Below are 12,056 nucleotides of genomic sequence, written 5' to 3'. Positions count from 1 at the left end.
CCCCCTCGCATAGCGTCACTGAACAAAAAACGCCGACAGGGGGGCGTGACATTGGCCAAGTTCATCCTGCGCCGCGTGGGCGTCATGCTGCTCACCGCGCTCTGCCTGACCTTCATCGTCTTTTTCCTGACGAATCTCTATCCCAACCTCGAAAAGCTCGCCAAGACGCAGGGCAATTTCCGCATGACCGACGAGGAGGTGGCGAGCTATCTCGGAAGCAACGGCTATCTGCAGCCGCTGCCGGTGAAATACGGGCAATGGCTGGGCGTCCTGCCGGGCTGGACGCAGGAGGGTCGGGAAGGCACCCTGCGCGGGCGTTGTATCGACCAGGACACGCCCGCCGCCGACGCCCCGCGCTTTTGCGGCATCCTTCAGGGCGACTGGGGCTATTCCACCGTGTTCCGCACCGAGGTGAGCGGCATCATCGGCGAGAAGCTGGGGCTGACGGGGCGGCTGATGCTGTGGGTGATGCTGCTGATGGTGCCCTCGGCGCTCATTCTCGGGGTGATGGCGGGGATGCGCGAGGGCTCGCGCACCGACCGGACGCTCTCGACTTTCGCGATCACCACCACGGCAACGCCGGAATACGTCTCGGGCGTGCTGTTCATCGCCATCTTCGCCAGTTCCGCCGTGGGGCTCAAATGGTTCAAGGGCACGGCGACGAGCGCGATGGAGAATCCATCATTCGAGAATTTCTTCCTGCCGGTGCTGACCATCGCGCTTTACGGCATGGGCTATATCGCACGGATGACGCGCGCCTCGATGGCCGAGGTGATGACCGCGCAATACATCCGCACCGCTCGACTCAAGGGGGTGAGCTTTCCCAACATCGTCCTCAAGCACGCGCTGCGAAATGCGCTGATTGCGCCCTTCACGGTCATCATGCTGCAATTTCCCTGGCTCCTGAACGGGGTGGTGATCGTCGAGACGCTGTTCAACTACAAGGGTTTCGGCTGGACGCTGGTGCAGGCGGCAAGCAATAACGACATCGAGCTGTTGCTCGCGGTATCGGTGGTCTCGGTCATCGTCGTGCTGGTGACGCAGCTGATTTCCGATATCGGCTACGTCTATCTCAACCCGCGCATCAGCGTGACCTAGGAGGCTGCCATGGACCTGCTGAGCTGGGGCGAAATCATCCTGCGCATCCTCGGGCAGTTCACGCCGGTGTGGATCGCGCTCATCGTCACCTTCGCGCTGTCGATCACCTTCAAGCGGCGGCTTGGCCTCTACGGCAAGCTGTTCGACAGCCCGATCGGCATGGTGGGCTTCGGCCTCGTGATGTTCTGGGTGTTCACCGGTATCCTCGGCGGCGGCTTTGACATGATCACCACCCATGACGTGCTCGACCAATCCGCCTCGATGAAGAACAAGGTGCCCGGCACCCCCTATACCAAGATGATGGGCGAGGCGGCGGAGGGCGCCTATCCCTACTACCTGCTGGGCGGCGACAACCTCGGGCGCGACGTGTTCAGCCGCATGGTGGTGGGCGCGTGGGAGGTGATCAAGATCGCGCCCTTCGCCAGCCTATTCGCCTTCATGGTGGGCATCACGCTGGGCCTGCCGGCGGGCTATTACGGCGGGCGGCTCGATACCTTCCTGTCCTTCCTCGCCAACCTGATCCTCGCCTTCCCGGTGATCCTGCTCTTCTACCTGCTGGTCACGCCCGAGATCGTGCTCACCGGCATCCCGGTCTACATGGCGGCGGTTCTCTTCATCTTTCCCATCGTGTTCCTCGTGCTCTTGTGGAACTCGCGCTTTCACACGCAGCCCAAGACGCGCAACATCTACGTCGGCATCACGCTCGTGGTGGGGCTATGGCTCTATTCGGGGATCGCGTGGAACGCCGACCCGCTTGGCCTGATCGGCTTTCCGCCCAATTTGCTGGTGGTGTTCGTGGCGGTGGTGTTCGTCAACTCGCCCACCGTGTTCCGCATCGTGCGCGGCCTGACGATGGACATCAAGACGCGCGACTACGTCGCCGCCGCGCAGACCCGCGGCGAGGGGCCGTGGTACATCATGCTGTGGGAAATCCTGCCCAATGTGCGCGGGCCGCTTCTGGTCGATTTCTGCCTGCGCATCGGCTATACCACGATCCTGCTCGGCACACTGGGCTTCTTCGGCCTCGGCCTCAGCCCAGAGAGCCCGGACTGGGGCAGCACGATCAACGAGGGGCGCAAGCTCCTGTCGCTCTACCTCCACCCTGCCCTGCCGCCTGCGCTGGCACTGCTGAGTCTCGTACTGGGGCTCAACCTGCTGGCCGACGGGCTGCGCGAGGAAAGCCTGCGAGATTGAGTATTTGAGGAAAGATGAAGGAGACGGACATGGCCGAGCATGACGGACCGATCCTCGAGATCGACAACCTGTCGATTTCCTTCTTCACCCGCCTGCGCGAGATCCCCGCGGTGATGGACTTCTCCGTCTCGGTGCAGCCGGGCGAGGCGGTGGGCCTCGTGGGCGAGTCGGGCTGCGGCAAGTCCACCGTGGCGCTGGGCGTGATGCAGGACCTGGGCGTCAACGGACGCGTCGTCGGCGGCACGATCCGCTTCAAGGGCCGCGATCTGGGACAGATGAGCGCCGCCGAGCTGCGCGACATCCGCGGCAACGAGATCGCGATGATCTACCAGGAACCGATGGCCTCGCTCAACCCGGCCATGAAGGTGGGTCGTCAACTGATCGAAGTGCCGATGATCCACGAGGGCATATCGGAAAAAGACGCCTGGGCGCGCGCGCTGGAGGTGGTGAACGATGTCAAGCTGCCCGACCCCGAGCGAATCCTCAAGAGCTACCCGCACCAACTCTCGGGCGGCCAGCAACAGCGCATCGTGATCGCCATGGCGCTCATGTCCAAGCCCTCGCTCCTGATCCTCGACGAGCCCACCACCGCGCTCGACGTCACGGTCGAGGCGGCGGTGGTGGAGCTGGTCAAGGATTTGGGGCGCAAATACGGCACCTCGATGCTGTTCATCAGCCACAATCTCGGGCTGGTGCTGGAAACCTGCGACCGCATTTGCGTGATGTATTCCGGCGAGGCGGTCGAGACAGGCAGCATCAAGGACGTGTTCGACAAGATGCAGCACCCCTACACGCAGGCGCTGTTCCGCTCGATCCCGCTTCCGGGCGCAAACAAGAACGAACGGCCGTTGAAGGCAATTCCCGGCAACTTCCCGCTGCCGCACGAGCGCCCGCCGGGCTGCAATTTCGGGCCACGCTGCGATTACTTCAAGGCCGGGCTGTGTGACGCGGGCGATATCCCGATGGCGATGATCGAGGGCGACGACCGCCATTTCACCCGCTGCCTGCGTTTTGCTGACATCGACTGGCACGCCCCGGTCGAGGCGATGGCGCAACACGAGGCCAGAGAACCGGGCCGTGTCGTGCTCAAGATGGACAAGCTCAAGAAATACTACGAGGTCGCGGCCAACGCGCTCTTCGGTGGCGGCGGTGCGACAAAGGTGGTCAAGGCCAACGAGACGCTCAGCTTCGAGGCGCGCGAGAGCGAGACGCTGGCCATCGTGGGCGAATCGGGCTGCGGCAAATCCACCTTTGCCAAGGTGCTCATGGGGCTGGAGACGGCGACCGACGGCGAGATCCTGCTCGACAACCGCAATATCGAGTCCACCCCCATCCAGAAGCGCGACACCCAGACCGTCGCCGATATCCAGATGGTGTTCCAGAACCCGTTCGACACGCTCAACCCGTCGATGACCGTTGGCCGCCAGATCATCCGCGCGCTCGAGGTGTTCGGCCACGGTGCCACCGATGCCGAGCGCCGCAACGAGATGCTGCACCTTCTGGACCTCGTCAAGCTGCCGCGTGAATTCGCCGACCGGATGCCGCGCCAGCTCTCGGGCGGGCAGAAACAGCGTGTCGGCATCGCCCGCGCCTTTGCCGGCGGCGCGCGCATCGTGGTGGCCGACGAGCCGGTATCGGCACTCGACGTCAGCGTGCAGGCGGCGGTCACCGACCTGCTCATGGAAATCCAGCGCGAGCACAAGACGACGCTGCTGTTCATCTCGCACGACCTTTCGATCGTGCGCTATCTCAGCGACCGCGTGATGGTGATGTATCTCGGCCATGTGGTCGAGCTCGGCACCACGGACCAGGTCTTCTCACCGCCCTATCACCCCTATACCGAGGCTCTGCTGTCGGCGGTGCCCATCGCGGATACCAGCGTGGAAAAGACCCACATCGTGCTAGAGGGCGACGTGCCCTCGGCGATGAACCCGCCGCCCGGCTGCCCGTTCCAGACGCGCTGCCGCTGGAAAGCGGAGGTTCCCGGCGACCTGTGCGAGCGCGAGGTGCCCCCGGTGCGCGAGCTCGCCCCCGGCCATCAGGTGAAGTGCCACCTCTCGGAGGAGGCGCTCGCGCGGATGGAGCCGGTGATCCGCATCGCCGCGGAATAGCGCGCCGCCCGTACCCCTGGCGGAACCGCGCTCAGCCTCGCCGGATATCCGCGCCAAGCGCCGCCATCAGCGGCTCGAAGACGGGGAAGGACGTGGCAATCGGGCTGGCGTCATCGACGCTGACGGGGCTTTGGGTGGCCATCCCCATCACCATGAACGACATGGCAATGCGGTGGTCGAGATGGCTGGCGCAGGTCTGTCCGCCCGGCACATTGCCATGCCCGCGCCCCTCGACGATCCACCAGTCGGGGCCATCCTCGACCGCGATGCCACCTGCGCGCAACCCTGCCGCCATCGCCGCGATCCGGTCGCTTTCCTTGACGCGGAGTTCCTTGACCCCGCGCATCACCGTCCTGCCAGTGGCAAAGGCCGCGACGACCGACAGCACGGGGTATTCGTCGATCATGCTGGCGGCGCGCGCCGGCGGCACCTCGACACCCGACAGGTCGGGCGAGAAGCGCGCGCGCAAATCGGCCACCGGCTCGCCGCCTTCTTCGCGCTCGTTCTCATACTCCAGATCGGCCCCCATCTCGCGCAGCGTGGTGAAAAGCCCCGCGCGCGTCGGGTTGAGCCCGATATTGGGCACCAGAACGTCCGAACCCGGCGTGATAATCGCCGCACAGACCGGGAACGCCGCCGATGAGGGGTCGCGCGGCACCACGATGCTCTGCGGACGCAGCTCCGGCTGCCCCGTCAGGGTGATGACGCGGCCCTCCTCCGTCTCCTCCGTCACGATCTGCGCGCCGAACCCCGCCAGCATCCGCTCGGTATGGTCGCGCGTGGCCTCGCGCTCGATTACCACCGTCTCGCCCGGCGCGTTGAGCCCCGCAAGCAGCACGGCCGATTTCACCTGCGCCGACGGTACCGGCACCTCGTAGCGCACCGGCACCGGGTCGGCTGCACCCACCACCGTCATCGGCAGCCGACCGCCCGCGCGCCCCACCGCCCGCGCGCCGAACTGCGCCAACGGATCGGTCACCCGCGCCATCGGGCGCTTGTTGAGGCTCGCGTCGCCGGTAAAGGTGGCGGCAATGGGCGATGTGGCCATCGCCCCCATGATGAGCCGCACGCCGGTGCCCGAATTGCCGCAGTCGATCACCTGATCCGGCTCGGCAAAACCGCCCACGCCCACGCCGTTCACGCGCCATGTGCCGTCCGCGTCGCGCGTCACCTCGGCCCCGAAGGCACGCATCGCCTTGGCCGTGTCGAGCACGTCGTCGCCTTCCAGAAGCCCGGTGATGACCGTTTCGCCCACCGACAGCGCCCCCAGGATGAGCGCGCGGTGCGAGATCGACTTGTCGCCCGGCACATCCGCCGTGCCGGAGAGCGGCCCACAGGGATGCGAGGTCATCGGGATAGGGATGCCGTGGCCGGACATGGGCGCGCTCCGCGAAAGGAAAATCGCCTGCCTGATAGCGCAGGCAGGCGACCGAAGTCCATCGCTCTCGGGCCGAGATCAGCCCACGTCGAATTGCAGCGGGCGGATCTGCTGGAACTTGCCGGTTTCGTGCAGTGCCGCGATCGCCGCATCGGGCACCGGCACGTCCACGTATAGCAGCGCGATCGCCTCGCCGCCCGCGTCCGACCGGCCAAGGGTGAAGTTGGCGATGTTGACGCCGTGCTCGCCCATCGTCTGGCCCAGCGTGCCGATGATGCCCGGCACGTCCTCGTTGGTGGTATAGACCATGTGCCGCCCGATCTCTGCGTCAATATTGATGCCCTTGATCTGGATAAAGCGCGGCTTGCCGTCGCTGAACACGGTCCCCCCGATCGAGCGCTCGCGCTTGTCGGTGACCACGGTGATCTTGACATAGCCCTCGAACGCGCCGGACTTGTCCTGCTTGGTGGTGCTGATCTTGACGCCCCGCTCCTTGGCCACCACGGGGGCCGAGACCATGTTCACCTCGGGGTTCACCGATTTCATGATGCCCGCCACGGCGGCACAGGTCAGCGCCTCGAGGTTCATCTCGGACGCGACGCCGTCATAGAGGATGTTTATCGCCTTGATCGGCTCGTCGGTCATCTGCCCGATGAAGTTGCCCAGGTGATCCGAGAGCTTGATCCACGGCCCCATGATCTTGGCCTCCTCGGCCGTGACCGAAGGCATGTTGAGCGCGTTGGTCACGGCCCCTGTCAGCAGGTAATCAGACATCTGCTCGGCCACCTGAAGCGCGACGTTCTCCTGCGCCTCGGTGGTGGCCGCGCCGAGATGCGGTGTGCAGACCACGTTAGGCAGCCCGAAGAGCGGGTTATCTACGGCGGGTTCCTCGGCGAAGACATCGAACCCCGCGCCCGCCACATGGCCCGATTTCAACAGGTCGGCGACCGCCTGCTCATCCACCAGCCCGCCGCGCGCGCAGTTGATGATGCGCACGCCCTTCTTGGTCTTCTCCAGGTTCTCGCGGCTCAGGATGTTGCGGGTCTGATCGGTCAGCGGCACATGCAGCGTGATGAAGTCGGCGCGCTTGAGCAACTCCTCAAGCTCGACCTTCTCCACCCCCATCTTGTCGGCCTTCTCCTGGCCCAGGAACGGGTCATAGGCCACCACTTTCATCTTCAATCCGCGCGCACGGTCGCAGACGATGCCGCCGATATTGCCCGCGCCGATCACGCCCAGCGTCTTGCCGGTCAGTTCCACCCCCATGAAGCGGGATTTCTCCCATTTGCCTGCATGGGTCGAGGCCGACGCCTCGGGGATTTGCCGCGCCACGGCGAACATCATCGCGATGGCGTGCTCGGCGGTGGTGATCATGTTGCCAAAGGGCGTGTTCATCACGATCACGCCCTTCTTCGAGGCCGCGACCTTGTCAATATTGTCGGTACCGATCCCGGCGCGTGCAATCACCTTGAGATTGGTCGCGTTGGCGAGGATCTTCTCGGTGACCTTGGTGGCCGAGCGGATGGCGAGGCCGTCATAGTCGGCGATCACCTCGGCCAACCTCTCCTTGTCCTTGCCCAGGTCGGGCTGGAAATCCACGTCGATGCCGCGGTCGCGAAAGATCTGCACGGCGGTTTCAGAAAGCTTGTCGGATACGAGAACCTTGGGAGCCATGTGTCTGGTCCTTTGATGAAACATTTGGGGGAAAGGCCCGAATTCCTCAAAGGAATTCGGACCGATTTCTTTTCAAGAAATCGGCGTCACGCCGTCTCGGACAACGCCGCGATCTCGGCCTCATAGGCCCATTCGATCCACGGCATCAGCGCGGCCACGTCCGTGGTCTCGACCGTGCCGCCGCACCAGATGCGCAGTCCCGGCGGCGCGTCGCGGTAGGCGCCGATGTCATGGGCCACGCCCTCGGCGTCCAGCCGCTTGACCACCGCCTTGGCGAAGGCGGCGCCGTCGGTGATGCGCTCATCGGTGAACTTGAGGCACACGGATGTATTGGACCGCACCGCCGGATCGGCGGCGAGAAAGGCCAGCCAGTCGTGGTTGGTGACAAAGGCCTGCACGGCGGCGAGATTGGCGTTGGCCCGGGCGCGCAGACCCTCGAGCCCCCCCACGGACCGTGCCCAGTCGAGCGCGGCGAGGTAGTCCTCCACCGCCAGCATCGAGGGTGTGTTGATCGTCTCGCCTTTGAAAATTCCCTCGTTGAGCTTGCCACCCTTCGTGAGCCGGAAAATCTTGGGCAGCGGCCAGGGCGGGGTGTAGCTTTCCAGCCGCTCCACCGCGCGGGGGCTGAGGATCAGCATGCCGTGCGCCGCCTCGCCACCCAGCACCTTCTGCCAAGAGAAGGTCGTCACATCCAGCTTGTCCCACGGCAGGCGCTGCGCAAAGGCGGCGGAGGTGGCATCGCAGATCGTCAGGCCCTGCCGGTCGCCCTTAATCCAGTCGCCATTGGGCACGCGCACCCCCGAGGTGGTGCCGTTCCATGTAAACACCACGTCGTTGTCGGTATCGACCGACGCAAGGTCCACGATCTCGCCATACTCGGCGGTTTTCACCTGCGCGTCGAGCTTGAGCTGCTTGACCGCATCGGTCACCCAGCCCGCACCAAAGCTCTCCCAGGCGAGCATTTCCACCGGCCGCGCGCCCAGCAGCGACCACATCGCCATCTCCACCGCGCCGGTATCCGACGCGGGCACGATGCCAATCCGATAGTCGTCCGGGACGCCGAGAATCTCGCGCGTGCCGTCGATGGCCGCCTTGAGCCGCGCCTTGCCCACGGCGGCGCGATGCGAGCGCCCGAGCGGCGCGTCGGCCAGCATATTTACATTGTATTCGGGGAACTTGGCGCAGGGGCCAGAGGAAAAACGCGGATTTTCCGGCCGCGCGACCGGTTGTTCAATAGCCATTTCTGCTATCCTTCCAGATAAGCGCCCCTCGTTGGGGAGGGGTGTCCCACCGACGGGATTACGGCCAAGCGAGGCCTTTCGCAAGTGCAGAAATGACGCTAGAACGCCGCTTGAGTGAAAAAATGCGACACTGCGCGTCTACGACCGGAAACTGCCCCCATGTTCACAGCCACCCTGATCGCCGCCGCCGGGGCGCTCGACCCCGCACTTGTCCATGCGCTCCGCGATGCCTGGGGCGGCGGCGACGCAATCTGGCTCGCCCCCGACGAAGCCGCGGAATTCGCGCTTCAGCACCTGCCCGGCAACCGCGCCGAGGTCTGGCTGAACCTGCAGGTTCAGGGCGTGGACCTTGTGGTTCAGCCCGCCGAGGGGCGACGCAAGAAGATGCTCCTCGCGGACATGGACAGCACCATGATCCGGCAGGAGTGCATCGACGAGCTGGCCGAGGTGGCGGGCGTCGGCGCGCAGGTCCGCGACATCACCGCCCGCGCGATGAATGGCGAACTGGATTTCGAAGGCGCGCTGCTGGAGCGGGTCGCGCTGCTCAAGGGTCTGCCGGAGACGGTTATCGCCGAGGTGCTGGAACAGCGGATCACGCTCATGCCTGGCGGCGCCGAACTGGTCGCGACGATGCGCGCACATGGCGGCCACGCAGCGCTCGTCTCGGGCGGGTTCACGGCCTTCACGGAGGCGATCGCCAAGCGCCTCCGCTTCGACGAGCACCGCGCCAACACGCTGCTGTCGGAGGACGGGCGGCTCCTCGGTGATGTCGCCCGGCCCATCCTCGGGCGCGAGGCCAAGGTCGCGGCGCTGGCCGAGATCACCAGGCGGCTCGGCATATCGGAGGCGGACGTGATCGCCGTGGGCGACGGAGCCAACGACCTCGGCATGCTGGGCCGCGCGGGGACGGGCGTGGCGCTCCATGCCAAGCCCTCGGTGGCCGCGCAATGCGATATCCGCATCCATCACGGAGACCTGACAGCACTGCTCTATCTGCAAGGGTATGCGCGGGAAGATTTCGTCGCACCTGACCGGGACGGGCAATAGCCCGCCCCGGCGGGGGGAGAAAACGGAAAGATCAGCCTTCGCTTGACGGCAGGACGCCCGCGTCCTGCGCGGCGGCAAACTCTTCCTCGCTGAGCGTGCCATCGGCATTGGCGTCGGCCTCCATGAAGGCGTCTGCCGTGGCTTCAGGCATGGCCTTCTGGAATTCGGACATGGTGACGTAGCCATCCCCATCGGCATCCGCGCTCGTGAACTCGGCCGCCTGCGCGATGGAAGGCAGGGCAAGCGTCAGGGCGAAGCCTGTGGCAAGCGTTGTCTTGGTCATCTCGATCATCCTTTCGTTTCAGGTTTCCAGGCGGCGCCGTTGCGCCACCGTGAGCGGACCATGAAACGCGCCTCGGCGATTGTCGCGATGCACTGAGAAGATTTTGAAAAACATGCGGAAATCAGCCAAAATCCACAAGTGGCATCGGCGGGCCTTCGCTGCCCCGCCGCGTCGCGCGGAAAGCCGCGCGCGTGCCTGACCGTGTCAAGCGGACCACCGCCTGAACCGCCGGGAGGCGCCGGTAGGTGGAACATCGCCGAGGATCGATTCGCGCGACTCAGGCCAACGCAGTAGCAGGCTTGATCGCCCGTCCCGATCCCGCAGACGGATGGATCGTGTGGTGATCCACGATGGCCGGATCGAGGCGGAGGTCCTTGGCCGGATCCGCTCCCTCACGGGTCGTAAATATGGGGGGGGTCGATGGTAGCGGAGGAGGGACTTGAACCCCCGACACGCGGATTATGATTCCGCTGCTCTAACCACCTGAGCTACTCCGCCGGACCGCGGGCTAGGTATGCCAGCGGTGCCGAAGCGTCAAGGCGGAAAATGCGCGGCGTTGAACTTGTGGGCGCAGCGGGCATGACGCACACTCGCACAGATGAATGATGCCGCCCCGCCCCCGCTCGACGAGATCGCCCACCTCATCGGCCCGGCACATGTGCTGTGCGGCGACGAGGCCGCGCGCTGGTCGGGCGACTGGGCAGGACACATGCGCTGGCAGCCGCTGGCGGTGGCGCGGCCCGCCGATACGGGCGAGGTGGCGGCGCTGGTGCGGCTGGCGAACCGGCACCGGCTGCCGCTGGTGCCGGTGTCAGGCAACACCAACCTCGTCAAGGGCACGGCGGCCGAGGGCGCACTGATGGTGTCGCTCGACCGGTTGTCAGAGATACGCGAAATCCGCCCGGCGGCGCGGGTGGCCACGGTGGGGGCAGGAGTGGTGATCGAGGCGCTGAACAACGCACTCGTAGCGCAGGATCTGATGTTTCCCCTCAGCTTCGGCGCACGCGGCTCGGCGATGGTAGGCGGGGTGCTGTCGACCAACGCGGGCGGGGCCAACGTGCTGCGCCACGGCAACACCCGCGACCTGTGCCTCGGGATCGAGGCGGTGACGCCCACGGGGGAGGTGATGAACCTGATGGGCGCGCTACACAAGAATAACTCCGGATATGACCTGCGCCATCTGCTGATCGGGGCCGAGGGCACGCTGGGGATCATCACCGCCGCGGTGCTGCGGCTTGTCCCGCGCCCGCGCGCGCAAGCCACGGCAATGGTTGCGCTGCCCTCGCTCGACGCGGCGCTTGGCCTGCTCAACCGGCTTCAGGACGAGACCGGCGGCGCGGTTGAGGCGTTCGAATACATGCCCGCGAGCTTTCTGCGCGCGCTCCTGAATCGCTTTCCCGATATGCGTCCGCCGTTTGACACCATGCACGAGGTCAACGTGCTGGTGGAACTGGGCGCGCGGGCGCCACGCGACGTGACCCCGGATGAGACCGGGCAGATACCGCTCGCCGCGCACCTGGAGGCGGTGCTGGCCGTGCAGTGGGAGGCGGGGCATGTCGTCGATGCCGTGGTGGCGCAGAGCGAGGCGCAGCGCGCCGAGATGTGGGCGCGGCGCGAGGCGTCGGCGTATGTCCTGCGCGCGCGCAGCCCGGTGGTGGAGGGCGATATCGCGGTGGCCACCGACCGTGTGGCCACGCTGGTTGCGCGCGCCGAGGCGGCCTGCCGCGCGCTCGATCCCGGCATCGAGATCACCGGCGTCGCCCACCTGGGCGATGGCAACCTGCATTTCGTGGGCTGGCCGTCGCGCGCTGATCCTGCACTCTGCGCCGAACTGTCACGCGCCGTCGAGACCGAGGCCACGGCGCTTGGCGGCAGTTTCTCTGCCGAGCACGGGATCGGCCTGTCCAAGCTGGGGGCGATGGCGGCGCACAAGGACCCGGTGGCGCTTGAGACGATGCGCGCCATCAAGGCGGCACTCGACCCCAACGGGATCCTCAATCCCGGCAAGCTGCTGCCCGGCGGCTGACCGG

The 12,056-nt window shown here is 65.9% G+C and carries 9 protein-coding genes and 1 tRNA gene; 5 read left to right on the top strand and 5 right to left on the bottom strand.

The window, feature by feature from the left end; genetic code table 11:
- Nucleotides 1-51: 51 nt before the first annotated feature.
- Genes AC13D8_RS06730 through AC13D8_RS06720 form a run of 3 tightly spaced genes read left to right on the top strand, consistent with a single transcriptional unit; the run spans nt 52 to nt 4,403 of the window.
- On the top strand, nt 52-1,098 hold the full coding sequence (locus AC13D8_RS06730) for an ABC transporter permease (RefSeq protein WP_482968211.1): 1,047 nt from the start codon (nt 52-54) through the stop codon (nt 1,096-1,098).
- A gap of 9 nt (nt 1,099-1,107) precedes the next feature.
- The gene (locus AC13D8_RS06725) at nt 1,108-2,292 is read left to right on the top strand and encodes an ABC transporter permease (protein ID WP_446248998.1); all 1,185 of its coding nucleotides are present in this window, start codon (nt 1,108-1,110) and stop codon (nt 2,290-2,292) included.
- A 29-nt stretch (nt 2,293-2,321) separates the two neighbouring features.
- Entirely contained in the window at nt 2,322-4,403 is a 2,082-nt protein-coding gene (locus AC13D8_RS06720; protein WP_482968210.1) for a dipeptide ABC transporter ATP-binding protein, read from the top strand.
- A gap of 31 nt (nt 4,404-4,434) precedes the next feature.
- Here the strand turns inward: AC13D8_RS06720 and aroA are convergent, their stop codons facing one another.
- From aroA to AC13D8_RS06705, 3 genes are all read right to left on the bottom strand, one after another.
- On the bottom strand, nt 4,435-5,781 hold the full coding sequence (aroA, locus tag AC13D8_RS06715) for a 3-phosphoshikimate 1-carboxyvinyltransferase (protein WP_482968209.1): 1,347 nt from the start codon (nt 5,779-5,781) through the stop codon (nt 4,435-4,437).
- A gap of 78 nt (nt 5,782-5,859) precedes the next feature.
- Nucleotides 5,860-7,455, bottom strand: a complete 1,596-nt coding sequence (serA, locus tag AC13D8_RS06710) for a phosphoglycerate dehydrogenase (protein WP_482968208.1) — start codon at nt 7,453-7,455, stop codon at nt 5,860-5,862.
- Between the two features lie 86 nt (nt 7,456-7,541).
- Nucleotides 7,542-8,696 carry a phosphoserine transaminase gene (locus tag AC13D8_RS06705; protein ID WP_482968207.1) on the bottom strand — a complete coding sequence of 385 codons (1,155 nt, stop codon included), beginning with the start codon at nt 8,694-8,696 and terminating at the stop codon, nt 7,542-7,544.
- Nucleotides 8,697-8,855: 159 nt separating this feature from the next.
- Between AC13D8_RS06705 and serB the strand changes: the two genes are divergently transcribed.
- Nucleotides 8,856-9,743 (top strand): phosphoserine phosphatase SerB, encoded by an 888-nt coding sequence (gene serB, locus AC13D8_RS06700; protein WP_482968206.1) that lies wholly within the window; start codon nt 8,856-8,858, stop codon nt 9,741-9,743.
- Between the two features lie 31 nt (nt 9,744-9,774).
- On the opposite strand, the gene AC13D8_RS06695 is transcribed toward serB, so the two are convergent.
- The gene (locus AC13D8_RS06695; RefSeq protein ID WP_482968205.1) at nt 9,775-10,026 is read right to left on the bottom strand and encodes an EF-hand domain-containing protein; all 252 of its coding nucleotides are present in this window, start codon (nt 10,024-10,026) and stop codon (nt 9,775-9,777) included.
- A 421-nt stretch (nt 10,027-10,447) separates the two neighbouring features.
- Nucleotides 10,448-10,524, bottom strand: a tRNA-Met gene (locus AC13D8_RS06690).
- 100 nt (nt 10,525-10,624) lie between these two features.
- On the opposite strand from AC13D8_RS06690, the gene AC13D8_RS06685 reads away from it, so the two are divergent.
- The gene (locus AC13D8_RS06685; protein WP_482968204.1) at nt 10,625-12,052 is read left to right on the top strand and encodes an FAD-binding oxidoreductase; all 1,428 of its coding nucleotides are present in this window, start codon (nt 10,625-10,627) and stop codon (nt 12,050-12,052) included.
- Nucleotides 12,053-12,056 lie beyond the last annotated feature (4 nt).

The sequence above is a fragment of the Roseovarius sp. B-10 genome (assembly GCF_056859295.1).
This window is presented reverse-complemented; position numbering and strand designations above follow the sequence as displayed.